Source organism: Paludisphaera rhizosphaerae, assembly GCF_011065895.1.
Lineage (GTDB): Bacteria > Planctomycetota > Planctomycetia > Isosphaerales > Isosphaeraceae > Paludisphaera > Paludisphaera rhizosphaerae.
In genome coordinates this window covers 40008-66206 of sequence record NZ_JAALCR010000013.1, presented here as the reverse complement: position 1 = coordinate 66206, position 26199 = coordinate 40008, and the positions used below count along the sequence as shown (strand labels likewise).

Sequence of the window (26199 nt, the reverse complement as noted above, 5' to 3'; positions counted from 1 at the left end):
TTCACCCAGGGGAGGACGGCCTGTATCATGGTGACTCCCGCACTCGGCGGGCTGCTTCGAGATCGAGGACGACGGCTCATGCGCGCTGCTTTCATTGAAGAGACGGGACCGCCCGACGTCATCAAGATCGGCGACTTGCCGATCCCTGAGCCGGGCCCCGGTCAAGCTCTGGTGAGGATTCGGGCCGTCGCACTCAACCCGTTCGACCTCTACCTGCGTTCGGGCCTGGTCTCGATGCCGATGAGCTTTCCCTACGTGATCGCCTGCGATTTCGCGGGCGTCGTCGAGAGGCTCGGGCCGGGGGCGACTTGCTTCCGCGTCGGCGATCGTGTGTGGGGGTCGAATCAGGGCATCCTGGGGCGTCAGGGCGTCGCCTCGGAGTTCGCCGCGATCGACGAGGAGTGGCTCAACCCCACCCCCGCCCTGCTCCCCGACTCCGACGCCTGCGCCATGGCGATGGTCGGTATCACGGCTCACCTCGGCCTTTTCCATCGGGCCGAATTGAAGGAAGGCGAGACCGTCTACGTCCCCGGCGGCGCGGGGGGCGTGGGCTCGATGGTCGTCCAGATGGCCAAGGCCGCCGGAGCCCGCGTGGCGACGTCCGCCGGCAGCCCGGAACGGGTTGAGGTCTGCAAGAACCTGGGCGCGGACCTCGTGATGAACTACAAGACAGACGACCTACCGTCCAACCTCCTCGCCTTCGCCCCAGAAGGTATCGACGTCTGGTTCGAAACCCAGCGCGAGCCCGATCTGACGACCTCGATCCCGCTGCTGAGGAAGCGTGGTCGGCTGGTCTTGATGGCCGGGCGAACGGCCGCCCCGACGCTCCCGCTGGGCTCGTTCTATCCTCGGGACTGCTCGCTGCTCGGGTTCGCGGTCTTCAACTCCTCGGCCGAAGTCCAGCGCCGATGTACGGCGGACATGATTCGCTGGATCGAGGAAGGCCTGCTCAAGCCGCTCGTCGGTCGGGCCTTCCCGCTCGAAGCCGCGGCCGACGCCGAGCGTCTGCTGGAGCAGAACACGATAGGCAAGGCCGGGACGCTCGCCGGCAAGGTCGTCATTCTGGTCGACTAATCCCCCCACCCGGCGACGTCGCCGATCCCCCCCACTCGGAGGCCGTTCACCCATGAATCTGCTCACCACGTTCGCCGGCTCGATGATGGAGGGCTTCCTCCCCGCCGGCTGGGATCTGGCGAAGATCGACGCCTGCTGCTCCCATCCCGCCAAGGCGATCACCGAACGCCAGCCCTGGTGGAACCCGAAATTCGAGCCGATCCCCTGCCGCGACGTGGCCGACTTCGACGTGATGATGGGCCATGAGATCGCCGCCACGATCCGCGACTCGCGCGACCGTGGCAAGCCGGCCGCGTTCATTCTTCCCGTCGGGCCGATGGGGATGTATCGCTGGGCCGTCTACTTCCTCAAGGAGTGGAAGGTCTCCTGCGACCACGTTTTCGGCTTCAACATGGACGAGTGGAGCGACAAGGACGGCAGGACGCTCGCCTCGAACGACCCGGGGGCGTTTCAGAACGCCATGGAGGGGGCCTTCTACGGACCCCTCGGCGCCCAAACCGTGCCGACCAACCAACGCTGGTTCGCCACCCCGGACAGCCTGCCGCACTACGCTGATCGGATTGGCGAGCTGAAGGCGAAGGGGGCCGAGCTGACCGTCGTCTTCGGGATCGGCCGCGTCTGCCACATCGCCTTTTGGGAGCCTCACTTCGCCGGCGAATACAGCTCGGTCGAGGAGTGGAAGGCGGCCACACACCGTCTCGGCGCCCGCCTGCACCCCCTGACGATCGAGCAAAACGCCATCACCAGCTTCAAGAGCCGGACGACCCTGGTGCCGGCCTTCGCCAACACGATCGGCCCCGGCCTCTTCTTGCAGGCCGACCGGATCATCGGTGGCGCCGAGGGGGTGTTCGGCCGCGGCATGCAGTGGCAGGGGGCGAGCCTCTGGATGACGCTCCGCTACGGTCCCGATCCCTGGATCCCCAGCACGTTCATGCCGACCCTTCCCGGCCGGTTGTTCTACCACGAGGAACTCGCCGGGCCCCTCCAACCCGAGATGAACTGAGAACGCGAACGAGCCGCGCGGGGCGTCTGCGCGGCTCGTTCCTGGTTGGCGATCTCACTGACCGTCGTTCGGGCGGTTTCGCTTCTCGCCGGCGGCCTTCTCTCGGGCTTCACGGATCTTGGCCTCGCGCTCCTTGCGCTGGTTGTTGAAGATCTCCGTGAGGTCGTCCTTCTCGCCAGCCTTTGTCAGGTCCTGCCCCTTCTTCGTGACGGCGATGAAGCCGATGCACATTTCGTCGGTGGTCGCCTCGCCCCACTTCACGCGCTGGGGCTTGGCGGCGTTGGGATTGCGGGGGTTCGACGACGAGTTGTCGAAATGGGCGACGACCTGAACGATCGAGCCCTTCGGAAGATCGACCGGCTCCTCGAAGAAGTACTGGGTCTGCCAGTTGAAATCCCAATCGTCGATCCGGATGAGATCCTGAGTGCGACCGTCCGGGAATGTGGCGAACATGTGCATGTTCTTCCCCAGCAGGTGCATGTGCGGTGCGACGGCGCGGGCCTCGACGTCGACAGGGACCGTCCACTTGCCACGAACCTCGATGTTGGACTCTCCCGGGGGCAGATCCAGGTTCCAACCGAAGGCCCCGTTCCAGTGGAGCGTCTGGTGGACGGGCTTGCGGGCGAACTTGAGGGCGATGCGGGTGCGGTCGGTCTCGGGCTTGCCGTCTGGGTGATAGTGCACCTGGAGGATGACGTCGGCCCCTTTCGGCAAGGACCGGCCGACGCCGTCGGCCAGAATGCTCGGGAATGCGCCTGGGGCCCAGCCGCCGAGGTCGCCGTTCACCTCGACTCCCGGCCCTGAGAAATTGGTGTAACCGGGCCCCTCCTCTTTCTCGTCGAGTTTGCGGGCCTCGCCGGAGACGTCCACATAGCCCAAAACGTGATGGACGACGCGGGGGTTGCCAGCCTTGTACTCGATGCCGTTGACGTAGACGTCCTGCGGCAGGTTCGTCTTGATGACGAAGCAGCGATAGACGTCCGGCCCCGAAGCCGGAATCGGGAAGTCGGTCCCGATATCGAGGACGAGGTCGGGACCGCCTTCGATGGCCCAATCCTCCGGGAAGATTCGAGGGGCGGGGAGGTCCTTCGGGTCGCCTTCGGGAGCGTCGGCCTCGGCCCAGGCGGCGATGGTCTCGACCTCGATGGGCGACAGCGAGCGATCGTGCTGGAACTTCGGCCCAACGCCTGGCGCAGCCTTCCAGGGGGGCATCCTGCGATCGGCGACCACGTCGGCCAGATCATCGGCCCGCTTGCGGGCCTGCTCGTAGGTATCGAGGGCGAACGGGCCGAGTTGGTCCTTGCGATGGCATTCCCGGCAGTTGTTCTGGAGGATCGCGGCGACGTCTTTCGTGTAGGTCGGCGTGGCGACCTCGGGGAGTGGGCAGCCCACGGGTTTGCTGGACGGCGTTTTAACCTCGGCGCCGGAAAGGACGGCGGTCAAGGCGGGTCGCAAATTCCCTTCGCCCGGAGAGGCATTGCGGATCCCACGCGCGGCGAACTGGTCGTCGATCCGCCCCTGGTAGCGGAGTCGGCCGCGGCCGTCGACGACGAACGCCTCGGGAGTGACGGTCGCCCCGAGTCGGCGGGCCTGGCGACCGGTTCGGTCGACGGCGACAGTACCCTTTAGGCCGAATTCCTTGGCGTGGGTCGCCAACTCGTCCAGGCTCGTGTCCGGGTCGACGCAGACGGCGAACCACTTCACGCGGGGCGTGGGGTAGTCTTCGCAAAGCTTGTTGAGCGTGGGCCATACGGCATTGGCGATCGGGCATTCGGTCGAATAGAAAACCAGCACGGTCGCACCCGACGGAGCGGGCGTTGGGTCCAGGGACGATCCGTCGAGGCCCTGAAGCCGACCCAGTTTCGCCGTAACATCGGGAGGAACAGGTTCATCCGCCGCGCTCGCGAGAGCTGTGACCGCGGAGAGCGCAAAGGCCAGAAAGAGACCTCGCCTCGGTGTCCATCGAGCGTCCACGGGTGGTACTCCTTGGTATGCCAGCGGTCGTCGTCGACTCCCCCACTTCAGGGTACGGACGACGGCTCCAATCTGACAAGGACGAAACCGAAATGGATCGTTTCGGCCCGTGATCCGAAGCGCAGGGAGTCGCGCAGGGTGATCAACGCGCTCGCGTGGTGGAGTGTCAGGGAGCCTCGAAGCCCGAGGTCCCCGCCATCAGAAAGAAGCCTGCGAGCAACGCGATCGAGAGCTTCAGACGGTCATGAGAGTGGAATTGAAGCTCGGGAAGCAGGTCGCTGAGCGAAATGCAGAGGAACGTCCCGGCGGAAAACGAGAGCGCGACTGCGGTCAGCGCCTCGGCGTGGCCGGGGTCCAAACGGTCGACGCCCAGGAAGAAAAGAGCGGCGCCCATCGGGATCATCAGAGCGAAGCCGAGATTCACCAGGTGGGCCAACCGAGCCGGTACGCCGGCGCGAATCATCAGGGAGACGACCGTCATCGCATCGGCCGGTTTGTGAAGGACCGTGGCCAGAAAGACCCCCCAGGCCATGCCGCCGATCCGCCCTTGTTCCTTGTAGTCGGCCGCGACGGCGCTCGCCAGTGCCACGCCGCCGACCAGCGAATGAACCGCCAGACCGAAAGTCGCCGTACCCCAGGAGAGGGTCGGAGCGACGAGCGGTTCAGGGTCGCTGTGATGACCATGATCGTGCTTGTGATCGTGGACGTGCTCGTGATCGTGATCGTGCTGAGCGTGCGGGATCGGCTCCGCGGGCTCATGCTGGTGAAACGAGAAGAATCGCTCCAGCAGGAAGAGCACGAGCAGCCCGAGCGAAGCCCAGCGGACCGTCCCCGCGCCGCCCATCTCGACCGACTCGGGAAGCATGTGGAAGAAGGCCGCTCCCAGCATGCTGCCGGCTGAGAAGCTCAGATAGATCTGAAGCCGGGTGTGCGTCAGCACGAGGGCCAGAGGCGCCATTCCCCCGAGCAAGCTGACGCCCACCACCAGCGCGCAGTAGAGCGAGATGATGACGAACATAGTCATCGCGGGCGGGAACCTCGGGGAGAGGGCGTCGATTCAAGCGAAATCCCCGACCAGAAGGCCGGGGATCGTCGAGGATACCGATGAAAGCGGGAAGAAGCTTCCGCTCACTTGGTCCCGGGACGCTTCGGCCCGGACTGGCCGGGCGCCAGCCGCCGCGACTTCGTCTTGGGCAGGTTGTAGACGCCGTAGGTGGGCGACCACTTATCGTCTTCCTGCAGCAGCGCCAGACGCTCAGGGCGGGTCAACACGTTTCGCTGACGGGACAGCCCGCTCGCCTTCTTGAGACTCTTGTCCAGAGACATTCGATCGACTCCAACTGCGTTTGCCGTCCCGTTCTATCGCTTCCGGGATTTTGAACCAATGATTCTATCGGCTTCACCAGATTCTTGCAAGTCAAGCCGCAGGGTGGCCGTCGGCGGTCGGCGCTCCGGAATGGGCCGACCCGGCCCGGAGCGACTCGATGAGCGTCGTGTAGGACGACGTCAGGGAGCGCCGGGAGAGCAAGCCCACGAGCTTCGTCGGATCGTCCGGTTCGACGACGGGGATCTCATCCGTATTCAACTCGGTCATTCTCCGGAGCGCCGTGTGGAGGTCGTCGTGGACCGTCACGGTCGTCACCGGCCGTGTGGCCAGGTCGTCGGCGATCACGAGCGGCCCCCAGGATTCGGACCCCAGGAGGGCCAGGCGAAGGTCGCGAAGGGTGAAGACCCCGATCAGGCGTCCCTTGGCGTCGACGACGGGGAAGAGCCCCTCGGACGACCGGGCGACCTTGTGCACGAGTTGTTCGAATGGGAGCGCCGCGGGGATGGGTACGATCCCCACCGTCCGCACGCCGGCTGCTCCGACCTTCAAGCTGGAGAGGACGTCGACGACGAAGTCTCCCTGGTGCGCCGGGCTGTCGATCGGCGTGGCGACCTGTTCCTCGTACATCGTCCAGCGCCGCGAAAGGGCCACGTTCAGGCCGCAGGCCAGCATCAACGGGACCAAAAGGCTATAAGAGCCGGTCATTTCGCTGACCATGACGATTGAAGTGAGGGGCGTCTTGGAAACCCCCGCGAAGAACCCGCCCATCCCAACCAGCACGAAGGCTGAGGGGGGAATCGCCTCGCCGAAACCCAACCCGTGGAGCGCCTGACCGTAGGCGCCTCCGAGCATGCCGCCGATCAGCATCGACGGCCCGAACACGCCGCCGCTTCCCCCCGAACTAATCGTGAAGCTTGTGGCCACGATTTTCGCCAGGGCCACCGCCAGCAACAGCCACGCCGACATGTTGGGGACGAAGGCGGACTCGCCCGAGGACAGGAGATCGGACGGTTCGCCGATCGCGCCCCATTGCACCCAGCCGTAGCCGCCGGCCATGACCTGCGGAAACGCCAGCGCCAGGAACCCGAGCATGGCCCCGCCGAGGGCCGGCTTGAGCTTGCGCGGGATCGGCAGCTTGTGGAAGAAGTGGTCGCGGGCTCCGTAAAAAGTCCGGGTGTAGAGCCAGCCCACGGCCGTGCAGAGGAACGTCAGCCCCACGTACAGGGGCAAGTCGGTCAGCCCCTGGAAGGTCAGAGCCGGCATGGCGAAGACCGGGTGCGGCGTGACGAACAGGGCGAACGTGGAATAGGCCACGATGGCGCTCGCCAGGCACGGCAGCAACGCCGCCGATTCAAAGGCCGTCGACGAGTACAGGACCTCTCCAGCGAAGAGGGCCCCGCCCAGCGGCGCCCGAAAGATCGCCCCAACGCCGCCGGCCGCCCCGGCGAGCATCAGGATTCGCCGTTCCGAGGCCGGGAGCCGAAGCACTCGGGCCAGGTACGACCCGAATCCCGCACCGATCTGTGCGATCGGACCTTCCTGTCCGGCGGAGCCGCCCGTTCCGATGGTGACGATCGAGGCGACCGTCTTGATGAAAGGGACTCGGGTCCGGATCCACCCGCCTCCCTTGTGGAAGGAACGGATCATCGCGTCGGTCCCATGCCCTTCGGCCTCCGGGGCGAACGTGAAGACCAGCCACCCCGAGAAGAGGCCGCCGAGCGTCGGGATCAGAACCACCATCCACCAGGGCCAGGGATAGGCGACGGCGTGCTTCTCCCCTTCCAACGTCGGGGGAAGCGCGAAGTGCATCAGGCCGAGCAGGACGTGCTGATACATGAACTGGAGCGACAGCAGAAAGACGACCGCCCCCAGCCCCGCAACCACCCCGACCAGCGGGCTGCAAATCCCCGCCCTTCCGACGCCGGGAGTCGCCCAGAGAGCTGCGAGCCTCCGCATCGCGGCGGTCAACGTCGAGGAAGCGGAGGGACGGCTTGCTGCTGCTGCGGGCTCCGTCATGCGGGTTCCTTCTCCTGTGCTCAGGACGTTGCTTCGGACTCGGTGGGATGAAATCGATCCCACGCCTGGAAGACGAGGATCCCCAGCGCCAGGGTCCACAACCCGTAGGCCTTCACGACCGGCGCGGCGGTTGCGAAGACGTACATCCAGCCCACGAACGCCACGGCGGCGGGGATCGGAAACAGCGGCATCCGAAATCTCAGCCGAGCCATGATTTCAGGCCGGCTGCGAATCCAGAAAACCGTGACGATCTGGCCGACGAACTGGATCAAGATCCGCGAGGTCAACAACGCCGTGATGACGGTCGTGAGATCCGCCAGGCAGGCGAGCATCCCGAGGACGCCCAGCAGTATCAGCGAGCGATGGGGGAAATCCCCCTTCGGGTGGGTCGCGGCGAAGAACCGGGGGAAATGCCCGGCCTTCGCGGAGGCGTACGGTACTCGACTGTAACCCAGGGTCGCGGCGAACGTCGACGCCAAAGCCGTCCAGATGATCATCAGCGTCAGCAAGCCGGCCGCTTTCGACCCCAAAACCCGCTGCATCATGTCGCTGGCGACGTGCTTCGATTCCATGGCCTCCTGCCAGGGGAGCACGCCCAGAATGCTGATGTTCATCGTCAGGTAGATCGCGGCGATCGCCAGCACCGAGATCAGGATCGCGCGGGGGATGGTCCGCGACGGCTCCTCCACCTCGTCGCCCATGTAGCAGATCTGGTAGTAGCCCAGGAAGTCGTACATCGCGATGGCCAGAGCCGCGCCCAGGCCCAGGGCGTTGGCCTGAGTCAGGTCGAAGGCGCGTTCAGGGAACGAGAAGGCCAAACCGGCGTCGAAGTGCGAGAGCCCGACCGCGATCACCCAGCCGACCGTGATCAGCATCCCAATCCAGAGCACGACCAGGAGCCGACCGGCGACCTCGATCCTGCGATACGCCAGGAACGTCACCAGGCCCATCACGGCCACGCCAAGGAGGTTGAACCAGGGGACGGCGGAGTCCACGCCCGGCACGATCGCCCCCCAGTTCCAGGCCGGCTCATGGAGCGACGGAAAGAAGAAAGCGGCGTACTGCGCCAGGCCGAGAGCCCCACTGGCGACCTCCAGCGGGGCGCTGAAGAGGAACTGCCAGACGAAGAGGAACTTCAACGCCCTCCCCTTCTGCGACTCTCCATAGGCGGCGTCGAAAAAGTGGTAGGTCCCCCCCGAGCCCGGAAAAGCGGAGGCCAGCTCGCACCAGACAAGTCCGTCCGCCAGGGCCACAAGGGCGCCGAGAATCCATCCGAGCATCGCCTGGGGACCGCCCATCGAGGCGAGAATGGCCGGAATCGTGATGAACGGGCCGACCCCGACCATCATCGACATGTTCAGACTGACCGCCTGGAGCAGGCGTAAGCGACGTTGCAGCATCAGAACCGTCCTGGTCGTCTCCTGGCTCCCCGCCCTCGGCGGGTATCGAGGTTCCCATCTTGGGGCGGCACATCGCTTGCCGCAATCCCCGGTCGCTCGACGAGCGTGCCTCTGACCCTCTCCCGGAGAGCGATCATGTCCGACTCCAACGCCGACCACCACGGTCCGCCTCGGACAAGGCCGACGGCACCCTGCTCTTGATCGACGTGATGAATCGCCTCGAGCACAACCTGACAGCAGACTCTCCCAGACGGGCAGCTCCGCCCTCGCAGGGCCGACGTCCGTCCATCGGTCAGCGTCGGACGAGGACCGCTCGCGAAATATTCGGAAAGGAACACGCCCCTGCGGCGCTGATCCCATACGATGTATCAGAAGTGATCCGATCAAAATCCGCCGACCGAGTGTGATCGATGAACGCGAAACATCTGCCGTCAATCCTGCTCGTCGCCGCCTTCACCGTCGTAACGCCCGTCCTCGCTGGGGGCGACGAACTGGTCGAGCAGCAGGCGCTCTTCGACATGTCGCATTATCACGACATCGGCTGGTCGGCTTTCCGTCGGGGCGAATACGAACTCGCGGAATTCCGCTTCTCGAAGGCGATCGAATCCATCAGTCCGTATCAGAAGAACCATCTCGGCGTGACGGCGCGAAGCTATCACGACCTGGCCCGAGTTCTTTGCGCCCAGAAGAAGTTCGCGCAGGCTGAGCCGTTGGCGAAATGGGTGATCGAGGCTCGCGAGCATGATCCCAGAACCCGCGACGACGTCCTCTTTGATGCGGTCTATCTGCTGGCAGTCATCGAACGCGAGTTACAGAAGGACGCCGAGTCGGTTCCGCTCTTCACGCGCGCGATGAAAATCGAGGAGAAGAACGTCGGCGCGGGTTCGCCACGGCTTGCGCTGACGATCAAGGAACTTGCGGACGCCGAGGCTCGCGCCGGCGACCTGGCATTGGCGGATTCCCACTATCTCCGTGCGATCCGAATTCACGAGAACGCCAACCCGGACAGCGCCGATCTGGCGGTGGCTCTGGACGCGCGGGCTCAGGTTCTCGACCGCCTTGGCCGTGGCCAGGAAGCGAGAGCCGCCGAGGCTCGCGCCGCGGCGGTTCGCGAGAACGTCGCCAAGCTGGCTAGGCGATCAGTTCGTTGACGACTCGGCCGTGGACGTCCGTCAGGCGGAAGTCGCGACCCTGGAAGCGGTAGGTCAACCGCGTGTGGTCGAAGCCGAGTAAATGCAGGATCGTTGCGTTCAGGTCGTGGACGTGGACCTTGTCCCGGGCCACGGAGAAGCCCAGATCGTCGCTTTCGCCGTGGGCGATTCCGGGTTTCGCACCGCCGCCGGCCATCCACATGCTGAAGGCGTTGGGGTGGTGGTCCCGTCCGTCCGAGCCCCCCTGCACCATGGGCGTCCGGCCGAACTCGCCGCCCCAGATCACCAGCGTGTCGTCCAGCATCCCGCGCTGTTTGAGGTCGCGGATCAGCGCGGCCGACGCCTTGTCGGTCTCGGCGCAGTTGCGCTTCAAATCGGCGGTGAGGTTGCCGTGCTGGTCCCAGGCTTCGTGGAAGATCTCCACGAACCGAACGCCGCGTTCCAGCAGGCGGCGGGCCAGCAGGCAGGTGCCTCCGAATGAGCCCTTACCAGGCTCGACGCCGTACATGTCGAGGATGTGCTGCGGCTCTCGCGAGACGTCCATGACGTCGGGAGCCGTCATCTGCATCCGGAAGGCCGTCTCGTAAGAGTTGATCCGGGTGGCGATCTCGGGGTCGCCCATCGCTTGCAGCCGCTGGTCGTCGAGCGCGTGGATCGCGTCCAGCGAGTCGCGCTGAATCCGCTGGTCGACGCCTTCGGGGTTCGAGAGATAGAGGACCGGATCGCCGCCGGTGCGGAACTGGACGCCCTGATAGACTGTCGGCAGGAAGCCGCTTCCCCAGTTGGAGTTTCCGCCGCTCGGCCCCTTCTTGCCGGTGCTGAAGACGACGAAGCCGGGCAGGTCCTTCGACTCGCTCCCCAGTCCGTAACAGGTCCAGGCCCCAAGGCTCGGCCGGCCGAAGATCATCGAGCCCGTGCTCATCATGATCTGACCCGGAGCGTGGTTGAAGGCGTCGGTCGACATCCCCTTGATCACCGTCAGATCGTCGACCACTCCGGCCGTATGCGGCAGGAGTTCCGAGACCTCGATCCCAGAAGCTCCGTGCCTGGCGAATTTGAACTTGGGGCCGAGCAACTTCGCGTCGGGATTGATGAACGCCGCACGATAGCCCTTGAGTAATTCGGCGGGCGGCAGAGTGCCGTCGAATTTCGCCAGTTGCGGCTTGTTGTCGAACAACTCCAGATGCGACGGGCCGCCCGCCATGAACAGGAAGATCACCCGCTTCGCCCTGGGTGCGAAGTGGGGAGCCTTCACAGCCATCGGGTCGAAGGCGGCCGGCGAGCCCGCTGTGGCGTCGGCGGCGATCAACTCGCGGAGCGCCATCGCGCCCAGCCCAACGCCGCACTGGCCGAGGAACCAGCGGCGTGAGACATCCAGAGGATTGTGGCCGCGGAGGAGACGGTCCTGGCAATTCATGGTCGGAACTCCGGGCTCATTCCTTGGTGATCGTCTCGTCGAGGTTCAGCAGCACGCGGGCGAGGACCGTCCAACTCGCGTGCTCGACCGGTGAAGCCGACGCTCCGCCCGAGAGCTTCGCGGCGTCGGCCGCGTCGGCGGTGAACCGCTCGGCCTGCTTGTGCAGGAGGTCGGTCAGCACCTTCTGTTCGGCGGCGGTGGGTTTGCGGGCGAGGCAGCGACGAAACGCGTAGACGATCCGCTCCTCATCGTTTGCTCCCCCGTCCTTCAGGGTGATCGCGGCCAGCGACCGCGCGGCGTCGAGCGAAACGGGCTCGTTCAACAGGGCGAGGGCCTGGAGCGGCGTGTTCGACCGGCTGCGGCGAACGCAGGCGAAGTCGGCGTTGGGGGCGTCAAACGCCTGGAGGATCGGGTACGGGATCGACCGGAACCGGAACGTGTAGAGAGCCCTCCGGTATTTCGCCGAACCGGTGGTCTCCGGCCAGGGCTTCGGGCCGTAACTGGCGGGAGGCTGGAACAGGAAAGCCGGCGCGGGAGGAGTGATGCTCGGCCCGCCAATGGTCGGGTCGAGCAGCCCGCCGGCCGCGAGCGTCACGTCGCGGACGACCTCGGCGTCGGCGCGGACTCGGGCGCCGCGGGCGAGCAGACGGTTGAACGGATCCTTCGCGGTCAACTCCGAGGTCGTCCGTGAGGATTGCCGATAGGTGCTCGATTCCACGATGAGGCGATGCAGCGTCTTCAAGCTCCAGCCGCGATCCATGAACTCGACGGCCAGCCAGTCGAGCAGCTCCGGATGCGACGGCGGCTCGCACTGGGAGCCCAGATCCTCGCTCGTCGCTGTGAGGCCCGTTCCGAAGTACGCCTGCCAAACTCGGTTCACGATTGAGCGAGCCGTCGTGGGCGCCTTGCGGTCGACGAGCCATCTCGCGAGCGTCAAACGCGACGAGGGGCCGTCTACCTGGGGCGGAGGATTAAGGAAGGTCGGCAAGCCGGGTGAGACGGTCTCCGCCGGTTTGAGGAAGTCTCCACGCTCCAGCCGATGCGTCACCCGCTCGCGATCCCGCAAAACGAGCTGAGACGCCCCCTCCGGATGCTCTTTCCAGAGCGCCTCGATCCGATCGTTGGCGTCCTTCCATTCGGGAACGGACGTTCGGAAGGCGCTGAAGACGGCGGCGGCTTGCTCGGGAGTCCTTTTTTCGGATGGGACCGCCAGGGCTTCACGAACCCGCGCGGGTATCGGGTCGGCCGTGGCGTCCGGAGCGTCGGTGATGGAGAACCGAAACCGGCCGAGGTTGTTGTTCTGGTTGTCGTCGCTGTTCCAGCCGCCGTGGTGCTGGTCGAGACGGAACGTCAGGATCACTCCGGCCGGGAACGACACCGGCTTGTCCAGGACGAAGACAGCCTTGCGCGGAACGTTGCGACGCCCCGGCCCGACGTCGATCCCCCAGGCCGTCTCGACCTTCCGGTCGATGGCGAAGTCGATCGGGCCCGTGACGCGGCGTCGGCCCTTCTTGTCGTCGAAGATTGCCGCGAGCAGGGTTTCGGGCGGATTCACGTCGGCCGTCGCTCGGGCGATGGCGACTTCTTTCCTCTCGTTGGGCCGGTCGGCGGGGGCGGTGAAGAGGTGGAACTCGGTCAGCCCGAACAGCCCCTTGGTGGATCGGCCCGGTCCCGACAGCGGCAGTGCGGGGTCGTTGAGCATCTCCAGCCGAACGGCCGCGACCGAGGGGACGGGTTCCAGGGCCGTGAAGCTGTCGTCGTGGATCGTGGGGGCGTAACCCGAGGCCAGCAGCGAGCCGTCCGGCATCAGCGTGTGTTTCTGGCCGGTGCCGTTGTTCTGATCGACGTCGGTTCGGACGATCTTCCAGGATGGACCTGGCTCTCGGACGGACTCCTCCCAGGAGCGCTGACGATCGGCCCAGTCGGGCGTCTCGCGACGGATTTCGTCCTCGATCGCGACGATCCCTTTGAGGATCTTGTTTCGGGTCCTCAATTCCTCGGGCGTGTAAACGGCGACGGCGGCCTCGTCCACGTTGTTGAGGAAGGCCATCATCCGGTAGTAGTCGACCTGCTGGATGGGGTCGTACTTGTGGGTGTGGCACTGGGCGCACTGGATGGTCAGGCCAAGGATCGCCTTGCCGATCGCGTCCATCCGATCGAACATCGCCTCGACGCGAAACTGCTCGGGATCGATGCCCCCTTCCTCGTTGATCATCGAGTTCCGCAAGAAGCCAGTCGCGACGACCTGGTCCTGGCTGGGGTTCGGCAGCAGGTCGCCGGCGATCTGTTCCGTAATGAACTCGTCGTAGGGGAGGTCGCGGTTGAGGGCGGAGACGACCCAGTCCCGGTAGAAATGGACGGTGCGAGGCTTGTCCTTCTCGTAACCGTCGGAGTCGGCGTAGCGGGCGGCGTCGAGCCAGACGCGTCCCCAGCGCTCGCCATAATGGGGAGAGTCGAGAAGGCGGTCGACGAGGCGGTCGTAAGCGTCGGCGCGATCGTCGGCGAGGAAGGCGTCGACCTCGGCGATCGTCGGCGGCAGGCCGGTGAGATCGAGCGTCAGGCGGCGGATCAGGGTGGTCCTGTCGGCTTCGGGCGAGGGCGTCAGTCTGTCTCGCTCCAACCGCTTCAAAATCCACGCGTCGATCGGGTTCCGGACCCAGCCGGGGAAAGCGACCTCGGGCGCGGCCGGGCGTTCGGGAGGGATGAACGCCCAATGGCCCTCGTACTCGGCCCCTCCGGCGATCCACGAGCGAAGGACTTTCACCTCCTCGGGCGTCACCGGCTTGCCGGTCTTCCGAGGGGGCATCACTTCCTCGGGATCGTCCGAGGTGATCCGCCGGATCAACTCGCTGTCGTCAGGTTTGCCGGGCAGGACGGCCGGATCGCCGCCGTTCGCGGGGACCGTCGCGAACTTGAACGAGTCGAGCCGCAGTTTCCCCTTGCGCTGGGATTCGTCGGGGCCGTGACATTGGAAACACTTGTCCGAGAGGATGCCTCGAACGTCCCGGTTGAACCGGACGGAACCGCTGACAGGCGTGTTCTCTTCAGCCCGCGCGAGGGGAGCCGAGAAGACCAGGAGGGCCGCAGTCGCTCTGATAGCTGAGCGCCAAGTCATCGATCACTCCTCGCCACGACCTCGAACAGGAGACGAACGCATCGGTGGGATTGACGACCCGGCGGCTTTGGACTTCGCCATTGTAACGGGTTACAGAGTCGTCGTCAGCCGTGACCGGCTTTCCAGGCGGCTCTCTCACCAGGAAGCCGTCGACGAAGCGAAGTCGACCTGACCGAGGTTGCGACCCGCGCGTGATGGATCCATGCGAGTTTCGCCCCAGGGCGAGGTTGCCGCGATTCTCCCGTTCGCGTAAAGTGACGGTCCCGTCGATTCGTCCCAAGTAAGGTTCCTTGGGCATGTTAGAGGCCGTTTCGGGAGTTCCGATATGAACGCTGACGAGACGGTCGCCGAAGATCGCTCCGCCAAGGCCGGCGAGAGCCATGGCTTTGTCAGGCCGCTTTCTCCCCTGCCGACGGCCTGGCGTACGCTTTTGCACGCGTTTGTTGACCAGGTACGGCGAAATCCCGGTCGGCTGGCGATGCGTGACAGTACTGGCGCCAAGCTCACCTGCGGCGAAACGCTCCTTCGGGCGGCCGCGTTGAGCCGTGTGCTGGCCCGCGAACTTGGAGACGAGGAATTCGTCGGCCTGATGCTTCCGCCGATGGTCCCCTCCGCGGTAGCCAATCTGGCGATCGCCCTGCTGGGGAAGGTCCCGGTCAACCTGAACTACACGACCAATCAGGCGATGGTCGACTCGGCCGTCGAGCAGTGCGGCATCAAGCGGGTGATCACTTCGGGCCGGGTCCTGGAGAAATGCCACATTCGGCCGTCCGCCGAACTGCTGATGCTGGAAGACGTCCCAGCGAGGGTGCGGACCTCTGACAAGCTCTGGGCCGCTTTCGTAGCCAAGGCCGTCCCCACGGCCCTGCTCTCCAGCTTCTTCCCGGGGCTGAAGAACCGAGGTCTGGACGATCTCGCCACGGTCATCTTCACCTCGGGGTCGACCGGCGAGCCCAAGGGGGTGATGCTCACGAATCGGAACATCCTCAGCAACGTCCTCCAGGTGCACGAACAGATCGAGTTGGACGACCGCGAGGTGATCCTGGGGATCCTTCCCTTCTTCCATTCGTTCGGCTACACGATCGGCCTGTGGACGGCGCTGGTGCTCGGCAAAACGGTCGTCTACCACTTCAACCCGGTCGACGCCAAGGCGATCGGCAAGCTCTGCGAGGAGCACTCCGTCACGCTCGTGGCCGGCACCCCGTCGTTCGCGCGGATGTACCTGAAGGCCTGTCGGCCCGAGCAGTTCAAGACGGTCAAGCACCTGATCCTGGGCGCTGAGAAGCTCAAGGACGAGTGCTATCGCGAGATCAAGGACGTCTTGAACATCGAGCCGATGCAGGGCTACGGCACGACCGAACTTTCGCCGGTGGTCTCGGTGAACGTCCCTTCGTCCAAGGTCCTTCCGGACGGTCGGACCGTTTATGCGAACAGGCCCGGGACCGTTGGGCTTCCTGTTCCCGGAACCCTGGTCAAGACTGTGGACCCGACCACGAACGAGGACCTTCCTCGGGGCGCGACGGGGCTGATCTGCATCAAGGGCCCGCAGGTCATGGCCGGCTATCTCGGCAAGCCGGAGGCGACGGCGAAAGTTCTGAAGGACGGCTGGTACGCCACCGGCGACCTCGGCTTCGTCGACGAGGACGGCTTCCTGACGATCACGGATCGGATCAGCCGGTTCTCCAAGATCGCCGGCGAGATGGTTCCCCACCTCGGGGTCGAGTCGGCCGTGATGGCGGCTGCGGGCGTCGACGAACAACAGGTGGCCGTCACGTCGATCCCCGACCCGAAGCATGGTGAGCGGCTCTGCATCCTGTACACCGAACTGGGGGCGACTCCCGACGAGATCCACCGCCGCTTGATCGCCGCCGGCGTTCCGCGACTCTGGATTCCGTCGGTCCGAGATTTCGTCGCTGTCGAGGAGATCCCGATCACCGGGACCGGCAAGGTCGACCTCCGCGCGCTTCGCGAACTGGCGAATCGGCAGCCGGTCTCCTGATCCTTCGTCTCCGTGCGGCCTCTCCGCGCCCAATCCGTTTCATCGGGGTTGGCGCCCTTGCTACAATTCTCCATGTAAGACTGCATCGTGACGGGAGCGTTGCGGAGACCCGCATGGATTTGGTGTTGCGAGTGACCTCAGGGCCGCACATCGGCGAGGAACGTCGAATCGAGGGGACCGAGCCGATGATCGTCGGTCGTTCCTCGCGCGCGGCTCTCCCCATGACGAGAGACCTGCTTCTTTCCCGCGAGCACTTCCGGATCGAACGCAGCGGACCCGCCTACCAACTCGTCGACCTGGGAAGCACCAACGGCACCAAGGTCAACGGCCTGCACGTCGAGCGAGTCACGCTTCGCGAAGGGGATGAAATCGTCGCCGGCCAGAGCGAGTTCCACGTGATGGTCCACGGCTCCTCAGGCGGGGAGTCCGTTTTGAGTCGAACTTGCCTGGGCTGTGGGGCGCGGATCTCGTCCCCGGCCCCAGGGGATTCGCACTCCGACGAGTCGACTGGCTTCGCAGTCCCGCTGAACGTCCACCCTTCGGACGCCGATCTCTGCCTGAACTGCCGCAATCGACGACGTCAGTTCCCCGAAACGCACCCTGACTTCCTCATCGAAGAACTGATCGGCGAGGGAGGGATGGGCGAAGTCTACCGGGCCACGCAGCTCTCCACGGGTCGCCGAGTCGCCGTTAAGATGTTGCTGACGAACGCTTCGGCCGATGAAAAGGCGTTGAAGTATTTCCGTCGCGAGATCCACGTCCTCAAGAATCTTCTCACCCCCGCGGGCCAGGGCCATCCGGGGATTGTCGCGTTCTACGACCTGTTCGAGCTGGACGGCGTCTTCCAACTGGTCATGGAATACGTCGACGGTAAGAACGCACTGGAGTGGTCGCGGCAGTATCGGCCGTTGCCGGTTTCGACGGTCGTGCAAATCGGTCGGCAACTGCTCTCCGCACTGGCGTACGCCCATTCCAAGGGATACGTCCATCGGGACGTCAAGCCGTCGAATCTCCTGGTGATGGGGCCGACTCACCGACCTCGCGTCAAGCTTTCGGACTTTGGTCTCGCCAAGAGCTTCGCGGAAGGCAACCTCTTCTCCAGCATGACCAGGCAGGGAGAGGTCGGCGGCTCGACTGGGTTCCTCTCCCCTGACCACATTCGCGAGTTCCGCGACGTGAAGGAACCGGCCGACATCTACAGCGCCGGCGCCACGCTCTACTATCTCCTGGCCAATGAGTACCCGTATTTCGGCTTCAACCCCCGCCAGGCCAATTCGTATGAGCTGATTCTGGAGGCCCCGCCGATCCCGCTTCGCGCGTTTCGGCCCGACGCTCCCGAGGAGTTGGAGCGGATTCTCATGAAGGCCCTCCAGAAACAACCCAAGGATCGTTGGAAATCCGCCCAGGCGATGGGAGACGCGCTTCAGGCGTTGATGCCGACCGTACATCCCTGAGAGCGCCCTCGGATCGTGCGGATCGGTCTCGTCGCGGTCTCATGGCGTCGTTAAGATGAAGAGGCCGCGAAGTCGGCGGAAGTTCACAGCTTTGCTTCTGGTCGTAACGACGTGGTGATCTAAGGATTGCAACAACGCTGAGGGCGTGGACTCTTGGAAGGCTTGGGGACGGTTGCCGTCGTGGGCGTAGGGCTGATCGGCGGGTCGATCGGGATGGCGCTCCGTGCTCGGGGACTCGCGAAGGAGGTCGTCGGCGTCGGCCGGGATCTCGCAAGCCTGGAAGTCGCCCGCGAGCGAGGCGCGATCGACCGAGCGACGACCGACCTGGCTCGGGGGGTCGCCGAGGCCGACGTCGTCGTCGTCTGCACGCCCGTCGGCCGTGTGGCCGAGGATGTCCGGCGGGCCGCGGACTCAGCACCACCGGAAGCCCTTGTCACGGACGCCGGCAGTACCAAGCGGGCGATCGTGGAAGCCGTCGAGAAGAGCCCTCGCGCCGCCGGGATGTTCGTCGCCGCCCATCCCCTGGCCGGCTCCGAGCGTTCTGGAGCCGCCTTCGCTCGAGCCGACCTTTACCGCGATCGCGTCTGCGTGCTGACGCCGACGACCCGAACGCCTCCCGGTCGTCTTCGCCGCGCCCGCACGTTCTGGTCGGGGCTGGGCTGCCGGATCGTCGAGATGGGACCGGCCGAGCATGACGAGGTGGTGGCCTTTACCAGCCACCTGCCCCACGCCCTGGCCGCCGCACTTGCTGGCGCCGTCCCGGCCGACTGGCATCCGCTGGCTGCCGGCGCCTTCCGCGACTGCACCCGAGTGGCCGGCGCCGACACCGAACTCTGGACGGCCATCTTCCGCGAGAACCGCGGCCCCTTGATGAACGCCGTCGGCAAGCTTCAGGACCGCCTCGCCGCTCTCAAGTACGCCCTGATGAACGATGACGAGGAAGCCATCCGCCGATGGTGGAGCGACGCTCGATCGCGCCGCGCGTCGTTCGAAGCCCAGCAGCCCCCCAGCGTCTGATCCGCACCAACCGATCGGCCGCCCGACTCCCCGACGAATTCGTCGCCGTTTCACTTGTCGACCTTCGAAATCCCCCTCTGGCGTTGACATCGAACATGCTCTGGCACCTCGACATCGAACCCGCCCCCGGGCAACCCGACTCGACCGGCCTTCGCATCGCCCAGGAGGCGGTGGAATCCGGACTCCCCGGCCCCTGGAAGGTCGCCGCCAGCCGCGGCTTCCTCGTTGAGGGAGGGCTTTCCGCCGACGACGTGAGCGACGCCGCCCGTCGTGTGCTGGTCGACCCTGTCGTCGAGAAGTTCCGCGTGGAATCCTGCCCTGCCGCCTCGGGAGCGGTCGGGGACGCCCTGATCCACGTCTTCCCAAAGCCTGGCGTCACGGATCCCGAGGCCGAGAGCGCGCTGGCGCTGCTTCGAGATCTGGGATACTCCGTCGACGGCGCCCGAAGCGTCCGCAGCTATCGAATCGAAGGCCCGGCCGACCTGCTGCCTCGTCTCATCCAGCGCGTCCTTGCCAACGACGCCGTTGAGCAGGCCGTCGTCGGTCCGATGAGCCTGGACCACCTCGGCCAGGGCAAGCCTTACCAATTCGCCCTGATCGTCGTCCCGATCCGCGAGATGGACGACGCGGAGCTGCTGAAGACCAGCAAGGAAGGCCAGCTCTCGCTCAGCCTGGCCGAGATGAAGACGATCCAGGCGCATTTCCGCGACCTCGGCCGCGACCCCACCGACTGCGAGCTGGAGACCCTGGCCCAGACCTGGAGCGAGCACTGCTCGCACAAAACGCTCCGAGGCCGGATCGATTTCGACGGCACCCCGATCCCCAACCTCCTGAAGCGGACGATCTTCTCCGCCACCCAGGAATTGGGGCTCGACTGGCTTGTCAGCGTCTTCTCCGACAACGCCGGCGTCGTCCGGTTCGACGACGATTTCGACGTCTGCTTCAAGGTTGAGACCCACAACCACCCGTCGGCCATCGACCCCTACGGCGGATCCAACACGGGTATCGGCGGCGTGATCCGCGACGCGCTCGGCACCGGCCTGGGCTCCAAGCCGATCTGCAACACCGACGTCTTTTGCGTCGCTCCGCCGAACCTGCCGCCCGACCAACTCCCGGCGGGAGTCCTCCACCCCAAACGGGTGCTCAAGGGGGTCGTCGCGGGCGTTCGGGATTATGGCAACCGGATGGGGATCCCCACCGTCAACGGAGCCCTCGTCGTCGACCCGGCCTATCTGGGCAACCCTCTCGTCTTCTGCGGGACCGTGGGCGTAATTCCGCGCGGGAAGGCGTTCAAGAGCGTTGAGCCCGGAGATCGGATCGTGGCGATCGGCGGCCGGACCGGCCGGGACGGCATCCACGGCGCGACCTTCTCCTCGGTCGAACTGACCAGCGAGAGCGAATCCGTCTCCGGCGGCTCAGTGCAGATCGGCGACGCGATCACGGAGAAGATGGTGCTGGACGTGATCGTCCAGGCCCGCGACCGCGGCCTCTTCCGCGCGATCACCGACTGCGGCGCCGGCGGGTTCAGCTCAGCCGTGGGCGAGATGGGCGCCGAGTCCGGAGCCGTCGTCGATCTGGAAAACGCGCCGCTGAAGTATCAGGGGCTTTCCTACACCGAAATCTGGATCTCCGAGGCCCAGGAGCGCATGGTCCTGGCCGTCCCGCCGGAGAGTTGGGAAGAATTCCGAGACCTCTGCTCGATGGAGGGCGTCGAGGCCACCGATCTCGGCGAGTTCGTCGACAGCGGCCGGTTGACGCTCCGCTATCATGGCCAGGTGGTTGGCGACCTCTCGATGGACTTCCTCCACGAGGGTCGGCCGGACGTCGTCCGTTCCGCGACGTACACTCCGTCTCCTGCTCGGCCGATCGAGACTCCGCCCTCCGGCGACTTCACGGCCGATTTGCTCAAGATTCTGAGCCACTGGGACGTTTGCAGCAAGGAATGGATCGTCCGTCAGTACGACCACGAGGTCCAGGCTCGGACGGTGGTCAAGCCGCTTGTAGGCGAACACGAGCGGGGACCGGGCGACGCCTCGGTGATCCTGCCGGTCCTCGGCTCGCACCGGGGTCTTGCGGTCTCGTGCGGGATCAACCCCCGTTACGGACGGCTCGACGCGTACGCCATGGCCGCCTGCGTCATCGACGAGGCCGTGCGAAACTGCGTGGCCGTCGGTGCGGACCCCGACCGCATCGCCCTGCTCGACAACTTCTGCTGGGGGAATCCAGAGCGGCCCGAGACCCTCGGATCTCTCGTCCGCGCCGCGCAGGCCTGTCGGGAGATGGCGTTGGCCTATAAGACGCCGTTCATCTCCGGCAAGGACAGTCTGTACAACGAATACTCGCACGAGGGTGAGAGCCTGGCGATCCCCCCCACGCTGCTCATCAGCGCGATCGGTCAGATCCCCGACGTCCACCGTTGCGTGACGATGGATTTCAAGGCGCCCGGGAACCTGATCGTTCTGGTCGGGACGACGCGGGCGGAGTTCGGCGGGTCTCTCTGGGCCGAGACGTGTGGGCTCGAAGGAGGCTCGGTTCCTGTCGTCGACCCGGCGGCTGGACTCGCGACGTTCCGAGCCGTTCACCGGGCGATCGCTCGAGGACTGATCCGAAGCTGCCACGACCTCAGCGAGGGAGGCCTGGCCGTTGCGGTGGCCGAGTCCGCCTTCGCCGGCCGGATCGGCGCATCGATCTCGCTGAAGGACGTGCCCTGCGATTCCGCCGCCGGCTCCGACGCGGCGATTCTCTTCTCGGAGACGCCCTCGCGGTTTCTGGTCGAGGTTGAGCCCGACTTACTGTCGGACTTCGCCGGCGTCCTGGAAGGGCTCCCCTATGCTCGACTGGGCGTGACGAAGGCGGCGGAAGCGGGCGAGGCGGCGCGGTTGGTGATCGAGGGCGTCGCCGGCGAGCGCGTCGTCGACGCATCGCTGGACGAGTTGGAAGACGCCTGGCGCCGCCCTCTGGATTGGTAAGTCAAAAGATCGTCATGGAGCGACCGTCCGCGGGCGCATGGTTATGGATGAGATGATCGATATGGCCTCGGTGGTAAAAGCGGGAGAGTCCCACCATGTTAAGGTTTGTCACGTTCGTTGATGGGTCCAATCTGGACGGCGTATTGAAGCATCTGAACCTGCGAGTGGACGATTACGGGTCGTTCTATCGCCACGTCTTCGAACAGAGCGTCCACTTCTGGGGGCGCACCTTCGCCGAGGGGTCCAACTGGCCCACGGCGCAACACTCGCGGATCTACTGGTACGTCGTAGGCAAGATGGACGAGTGGGACCTTAACGATCCCAAGGCGGAAGCTCGTCTCCGCGCCCGGTTCGAGGTCAATCCCCGCCTCCGCGACGCCTACATCGAGGACGCCGCCCGCCGTAATCCGGACCTTCCGCTGGATCGCCGCCTGGAAGAGGCCTGGAACGTCTGCTTCGCTGAGACGCGCGAGTGGTACGAGGGCAAGCGGCGGGCTCTGGAGCGTAAGAAGCGATTCTACCACGGCGTCCAGTCAGCCACCGACTTCGTCGAGATCCGCCAGGAAGGGCACTGGAAGGTCGACCTCTTGAACCATACGGTCAACGAGAAGGGGCTCGACACCAGTTTGGCGGTGGATATGGTGGCGCTTCAGGACACCTACGACATCGCCCTTCTGATCTCGGGCGACGCCGACGGGATTCCGGGAATCAACTACGTCAAAAGCCGCTCCAAGCACGTCGGAGTGGCCGAGTTCCGCAAGGGGTCGCCGGCCGACTTTCCCGCCAAGGGGGCCTCGTCCCGGCTGAAGATCGCGGCCGACTTCGTCGTCCAGGTGTATGAGTCCGAGTTGCTCCGGCGAAGCCTCGCCTACCGCGCGGCCGACGTGGGCGACTACCAGTCAGCGTCGTCTTTCGGCGCCTCTGAATCTTCGTTCTGAGTCGGCCGCGCTGCGGCGGAACGCATTGCATCCTGCCTGAAAAGGGACCTAGATCGTTATGGCCACGCCTCGCGTGATCGTGCTGCGGGCGCCGGGAACGAACTGCGACGAGGAGACGGCCGCCGCCTGGAGCCTAGCCGGCGCCCGGCCCGAGACCTGGCACGTCGGCCGGTTGCTCGAAGAGCCCCACGTCCTTGACCTGTTTCAGATCCTGACCATCCCCGGCGGGTTCTCCTACGGCGACGACCTCGGCGCCGGCCGGATCCTCGCCACGCATCTCGCGCGCGGATTGGGCGACGCCCTGCGCCGATTCCATGATCGCGGCGGTCTGATTCTGGGGATCTGCAACGGCTTTCAGGTCCTCGTCCGTTGCGGGCTGCTCCCGGGCGGCGGAGACGGGAAGGCTTCCTCGCCGGCCACGCTTGCTCATAACGTATCGGCCCGGTTTGAGGCTCGCTGGGTGACGTTGCTCCCTCGGCCGGGGGTCTCGCCGTTCGTATCGTTCTCCGAACCGCTGGATCTCCCCGTCGCGCACGGAGAGGGGCGCTTCCTGCTGGCCGACCCCAGCGAACTCCAGGCCCTTGACGACTCCGGCCGGATCGTCCTGAAGTACGCCGACGCCGAGGGGCGGCCCACCCAGGACTACCCCGCCAATCCCAATGGCTCACCGCTCGCCGCCGCAGGCGTCTGCGACCCCACCGGCCGGATCTTCGGCCTCATGCCGCACCCCGAACGCTTCGTCTCTCCCCTGCACCACCCCCGCTGGACCCGCCTTGGCGACAAGCTCGGCCGAGAGGGTCACGGCCTGAAGGTCTTCCGTGGCGCGGTTGAGTCGCTTCGCTGATAACCTTCGATAGGATAATCGGTTAGGGCGGAAGCTACGCCCGCGAGAGATTTTTTTCGCATTTTGCCAAGGGTTTCCTCCGGCGTTCGCGCAAGTTCCGACGTTGGGGGGCGAAAGGTCGCCTCCAAAATCGGGACAAGGATCGGTCCGAGCGACCGATCCGCTGGGGGGAACCTGAGATGTTGCGATACATTGGAAAGCTCGCCTGCCTGTCGGTCGCCGTGGTGCTCGCCTCGCGGGAAGCGTGGGCTCAAACAGAGGTGTTGTTCCCAGGAGCGACCTTTGCGGGCGACGTGCTCCGCGGCGAGGGCCGATTCCTGGACGGTGCGGGCCGTTTCAACCTCAACACGGCCACGGCCCACTCCATCTTGACCGACACCCTCATGCGGCAGAGCTACGCGTTGGAGATGCAGACTCGCGAGTCGAGTCTCCGCCATCGCGACCTGCTTCACCGCGCGACTGAGCGGGCGGGCCGTGCAGTATCCGCGAACCAGACGCGGCGGCTTGAGAACCCAAACCTCAGTGACGTCGCCAATGGCGACGCCCTGAACGCTCTGGTGAAGGAACTGGCCGAAAAGGCGGGGCCTTCCTACAGCGATATCACCGCGTTGAACGTCCCCGTGCCGGGCGGAACCTTCGTCCGGGCCCCTCTTGCCTTGCCCAGCGAAGGCCTGGTGATCTCGCGTGCTCGGATTCTCGCACGAGGCGAGTGGCCGTTGATTCTCCGGGAGCCTGGATTCGACGACGCTTGCTCGCTCTACCGTCGGGCGGTGGCCAACGCCTTCGAGGCCGTTGGACGTGGCGACCTTCGAGCCGATTCGGTCGCGAAAATCGAGGAGGCCCTGCGGTCCTTCACCGTCCGGTTGGACTGGATCGCCCCAGATCGCGACAAGGCCGACGTCATCGCAGCTCGCGAGTTCATCCGGGGCCTTGAGGCCCACGCAAAGTGCCTCCGCAACGCCCGCGCTGAGCGGATTCTGGCGGACATGCTCAACTACGGCGGGACGACCGTCGGCGAACTCGTCGACTTCATGCGGCGGTCGAAGCTCCTTTTCAGCCCGGCCGCGTCCGATTCCGAACGCGAACTGTATAACACCCTGCACCCGCTCCTGGCGTCCCAGCTCAGGATGCTTCGGGAAGCGAGAGGACTCGCCGTGCAGGGGGATCGGTCCACCCTCAGGGTCGCCAGCTCCGCCGACGGCAAGTGATCTGATTCGTCGAAGACCGCTCCCTGGAACCCGGCTGATATTGGGGGGACAACCGATGAGCAGGCGATGGCACTACTCGACCCAGTCGAAGGCAGAGGCTCCGGTCGATTCATCCCAGCTTCGGCGATTGGCGAGAGACGGCGTTCTGAAGCCCGACGACCTCGTCAGGAAACAGGGCTCTCGACGCTGGGTGAAGGCCAAGCGAATCCAGGGGCTCTTCGCAACGAAGCCCAAATGGTCGTACCAACACCAGGGACGAACCTACGGGCCCGTCTCCGACCAGCAGCTCCGATCGCTGGCGACGGCCCGGATGATCCAGCCGATGGATCTCGTCTGGCGGGAAGGGCTTCCTTCCTGGATCGAAGCGCGGCGGCTTCGCGGTCTCTTCCCGAACAACGACAACGCTCCGGGAACGTCGACGCCTGCTCCGAATGCTGCGAAGGCGAGCCAGGTGGGTCTCTCGCGGGGACGTCGGATTGCTGGCCTAACTCTACTGGCGGCCGTCGGATTGCTGGGAATCGCTTCGATGTCGCTCCCGTTGACGCGTCCGGCTTCGACCGTCGACAAGTCCGAGCCGATTCCGCCGAACTCTGGAGCCGTTCGCGACACTCCAAGCACTCCGGAACCGGTCTCGATCGAGGAGGACGTGGAGTCGACGGTCGCGGCTCCTGAGAAAACGCCGGTCGTCATGGACGAGGCGACTCGTGGGCGTCTCATTCATGAGCGATTCATGAAGGGCCGCCGAGCGGTTGAGGATCCCCAACTCGCCGCCCGCGTGGCGGAAGCGGCCGAGGCCTCGCTCAAGAACTGCGCCCGAAAGAACGGCGATTACCGGTTCATCATTCTCGACTCGGAAGGAGTCGACGCGTTCTCACATTCCGGCGGATACGTCTATCTGACTCGCGGCCTGTTCTCGCTGGTCGCGGACGAGGCTGAGTTGGCGTTCGTCATCGGACATGAGATCGCGCACATCGACCTGGGGCACGGCCTCCCGGCTGGAGACGACGTGGACGAGTCGGCGGCCAAGGTGGGGTCGCCGCACCCGGAGAACGAGGAGTTCGCCGCTGATCAGTGGGCGCTTCGGGGGCTCGGAGCGGCGGGCTTCGCCGACTTCGAGACTCTCTCTTTCCTGCGTCGGTTTCGGAATTACTGCGATCGCCGAGCGATGGACTCAGCGGCCTCGTCCCGAGGAACGAGCACCGGAATGACGAGCCCCTCACATTGGGGCGTCGCCCCTCCGCCGGCTCTTCGTCTCGCACGATTGCAGAAGCCCGCCGCCTGATCGATGGACTG

General features: G+C 65.5%; 18 protein-coding genes. 11 read left to right on the top strand and 7 right to left on the bottom strand.

Annotated elements, in window-relative coordinates:
* Positions 1–78: 78 nt before the first annotated feature.
* The gene (locus G5C50_RS17795) at positions 79–1074 is read left to right on the top strand and encodes an NADPH:quinone reductase (RefSeq protein WP_165071535.1); all 996 of its coding nucleotides are present in this window, start codon (positions 79–81) and stop codon (positions 1072–1074) included.
* 52 nt (positions 1075–1126) lie between these two features.
* On the top strand, positions 1127–2077 hold the full coding sequence (locus tag G5C50_RS17790) for a 6-phosphogluconolactonase (protein ID WP_165071534.1): 951 nt from the start codon (positions 1127–1129) through the stop codon (positions 2075–2077).
* 54 nt (positions 2078–2131) lie between these two features.
* On the opposite strand, the gene G5C50_RS17785 is transcribed toward G5C50_RS17790, so the two are convergent.
* The 5 genes from G5C50_RS17785 to G5C50_RS17765 all read right to left on the bottom strand — a co-directional run bounded on the left by G5C50_RS17785 (position 2132) and on the right by G5C50_RS17765 (position 8794).
* Positions 2132–4051, bottom strand: coding sequence for a redoxin domain-containing protein (locus G5C50_RS17785; RefSeq protein WP_165071533.1), 1920 nt, complete (start codon positions 4049–4051; stop codon positions 2132–2134).
* 166 nt (positions 4052–4217) lie between these two features.
* Positions 4218–5075, bottom strand: a complete 858-nt coding sequence (locus G5C50_RS17780; RefSeq protein WP_240907140.1) for a ZIP family metal transporter — start codon at positions 5073–5075, stop codon at positions 4218–4220.
* 104 nt (positions 5076–5179) lie between these two features.
* Positions 5180–5377, bottom strand: a complete 198-nt coding sequence (locus tag G5C50_RS17775) for a small basic protein (protein WP_165071531.1) — start codon at positions 5375–5377, stop codon at positions 5180–5182.
* Between the two features lie 91 nt (positions 5378–5468).
* Positions 5469–7394 (bottom strand): chloride channel protein, encoded by a 1926-nt coding sequence (locus G5C50_RS17770; RefSeq protein WP_240907139.1) that lies wholly within the window; start codon positions 7392–7394, stop codon positions 5469–5471.
* 20 nt (positions 7395–7414) lie between these two features.
* Entirely contained in the window at positions 7415–8794 is a 1380-nt protein-coding gene (locus G5C50_RS17765) for an APC family permease (protein WP_165071530.1), read from the bottom strand.
* A 410-nt stretch (positions 8795–9204) separates the two neighbouring features.
* Here G5C50_RS17765 and G5C50_RS17760 point away from each other — a divergent pair, with 410 nt between their 5' ends.
* Positions 9205–9945, top strand: a complete 741-nt coding sequence (locus G5C50_RS17760; protein WP_165071529.1) for a tetratricopeptide repeat protein — start codon at positions 9205–9207, stop codon at positions 9943–9945.
* On the opposite strand, the gene G5C50_RS17755 is transcribed toward G5C50_RS17760, so the two are convergent.
* Positions 9926–11362 carry a DUF1501 domain-containing protein gene (locus G5C50_RS17755; protein ID WP_165071527.1) on the bottom strand — a complete coding sequence of 479 codons (1437 nt, stop codon included), beginning with the start codon at positions 11360–11362 and terminating at the stop codon, positions 9926–9928. The two genes, G5C50_RS17760 and G5C50_RS17755, sit on opposite strands and share 20 nt — an antisense overlap.
* Before the next feature lie 16 nt (positions 11363–11378).
* A complete protein-coding gene (locus G5C50_RS17750) occupies positions 11379–14477 on the bottom strand; it encodes a PSD1 and planctomycete cytochrome C domain-containing protein (protein ID WP_165071526.1) in 3099 nt (1032 codons plus the stop codon).
* A 325-nt stretch (positions 14478–14802) separates the two neighbouring features.
* On the opposite strand from G5C50_RS17750, the gene G5C50_RS17745 reads away from it, so the two are divergent.
* The 8 genes from G5C50_RS17745 (at position 14803) to G5C50_RS17710 (ending at position 26188) form a co-directional block, all read left to right on the top strand.
* Positions 14803–16476 carry an AMP-binding protein gene (locus G5C50_RS17745; protein WP_165071525.1) on the top strand — a complete coding sequence of 558 codons (1674 nt, stop codon included), beginning with the start codon at positions 14803–14805 and terminating at the stop codon, positions 16474–16476.
* Positions 16477–16589: 113 nt separating this feature from the next.
* Positions 16590–17930, top strand: a complete 1341-nt coding sequence (locus G5C50_RS17740) for a protein kinase domain-containing protein (protein WP_165071524.1) — start codon at positions 16590–16592, stop codon at positions 17928–17930.
* 162 nt (positions 17931–18092) lie between these two features.
* Positions 18093–18947 (top strand): prephenate dehydrogenase, encoded by an 855-nt coding sequence (locus G5C50_RS17735; RefSeq protein WP_240907138.1) that lies wholly within the window; start codon positions 18093–18095, stop codon positions 18945–18947.
* Between the two features lie 95 nt (positions 18948–19042).
* Positions 19043–21916: a phosphoribosylformylglycinamidine synthase subunit PurL gene (gene purL, locus G5C50_RS17730; RefSeq protein ID WP_165071683.1), complete on the top strand. Its 2874-nt coding sequence runs from the start codon at positions 19043–19045 to the stop codon at positions 21914–21916.
* A 95-nt stretch (positions 21917–22011) separates the two neighbouring features.
* Positions 22012–22854, top strand: coding sequence for an NYN domain-containing protein (locus tag G5C50_RS17725; protein WP_165071522.1), 843 nt, complete (start codon positions 22012–22014; stop codon positions 22852–22854).
* A 58-nt stretch (positions 22855–22912) separates the two neighbouring features.
* A complete protein-coding gene (gene purQ / locus G5C50_RS17720) occupies positions 22913–23698 on the top strand; it encodes a phosphoribosylformylglycinamidine synthase I (RefSeq protein ID WP_165071520.1) in 786 nt (261 codons plus the stop codon).
* A gap of 179 nt (positions 23699–23877) precedes the next feature.
* Positions 23878–24906, top strand: coding sequence for a hypothetical protein (locus tag G5C50_RS17715; protein ID WP_165071519.1), 1029 nt, complete (start codon positions 23878–23880; stop codon positions 24904–24906).
* A gap of 55 nt (positions 24907–24961) precedes the next feature.
* Positions 24962–26188: a GYF domain-containing protein gene (locus G5C50_RS17710; protein WP_165071517.1), complete on the top strand. Its 1227-nt coding sequence runs from the start codon at positions 24962–24964 to the stop codon at positions 26186–26188.
* Positions 26189–26199: the final 11 nt, after the last annotated feature.

What these genes read in the sequence shown, in the direction of transcription:
- G5C50_RS17765 (WP_165071530.1), bottom strand. Translation starts at nt 8,794, where the DNA reads ATGCTGCAACGTCGCTTACGCCTGCTCCAGGCGGTCAGTCTGAACATG.
- purL (WP_165071683.1), top strand. Translation starts at nt 19,043, where the DNA reads ATGCTCTGGCACCTCGACATCGAACCCGCCCCCGGGCAACCCGACTCG.
- G5C50_RS17755 (WP_165071527.1), bottom strand. Translation starts at nt 11,362, where the DNA reads ATGAATTGCCAGGACCGTCTCCTCCGCGGCCACAATCCTCTGGATGTC.
- G5C50_RS17770 (WP_240907139.1), bottom strand. Translation starts at nt 7,394, where the DNA reads ATGACGGAGCCCGCAGCAGCAGCAAGCCGTCCCTCCGCTTCCTCGACG.
- G5C50_RS17715 (WP_165071519.1), top strand. Translation starts at nt 23,878, where the DNA reads ATGTTGCGATACATTGGAAAGCTCGCCTGCCTGTCGGTCGCCGTGGTG.
- purQ (WP_165071520.1), top strand. Translation starts at nt 22,913, where the DNA reads ATGGCCACGCCTCGCGTGATCGTGCTGCGGGCGCCGGGAACGAACTGC.
- G5C50_RS17795 (WP_165071535.1), top strand. Translation starts at nt 79, where the DNA reads ATGCGCGCTGCTTTCATTGAAGAGACGGGACCGCCCGACGTCATCAAG.
- G5C50_RS17710 (WP_165071517.1), top strand. Translation starts at nt 24,962, where the DNA reads ATGAGCAGGCGATGGCACTACTCGACCCAGTCGAAGGCAGAGGCTCCG.
- G5C50_RS17790 (WP_165071534.1), top strand. Translation starts at nt 1,127, where the DNA reads ATGAATCTGCTCACCACGTTCGCCGGCTCGATGATGGAGGGCTTCCTC.
- G5C50_RS17745 (WP_165071525.1), top strand. Translation starts at nt 14,803, where the DNA reads ATGAACGCTGACGAGACGGTCGCCGAAGATCGCTCCGCCAAGGCCGGC.
- G5C50_RS17775 (WP_165071531.1), bottom strand. Translation starts at nt 5,377, where the DNA reads ATGTCTCTGGACAAGAGTCTCAAGAAGGCGAGCGGGCTGTCCCGTCAG.
- G5C50_RS17725 (WP_165071522.1), top strand. Translation starts at nt 22,012, where the DNA reads ATGTTAAGGTTTGTCACGTTCGTTGATGGGTCCAATCTGGACGGCGTA.
- G5C50_RS17750 (WP_165071526.1), bottom strand. Translation starts at nt 14,477, where the DNA reads ATGACTTGGCGCTCAGCTATCAGAGCGACTGCGGCCCTCCTGGTCTTC.
- G5C50_RS17760 (WP_165071529.1), top strand. Translation starts at nt 9,205, where the DNA reads ATGAACGCGAAACATCTGCCGTCAATCCTGCTCGTCGCCGCCTTCACC.
- G5C50_RS17740 (WP_165071524.1), top strand. Translation starts at nt 16,590, where the DNA reads ATGGATTTGGTGTTGCGAGTGACCTCAGGGCCGCACATCGGCGAGGAA.
- G5C50_RS17780 (WP_240907140.1), bottom strand. Translation starts at nt 5,075, where the DNA reads ATGACTATGTTCGTCATCATCTCGCTCTACTGCGCGCTGGTGGTGGGC.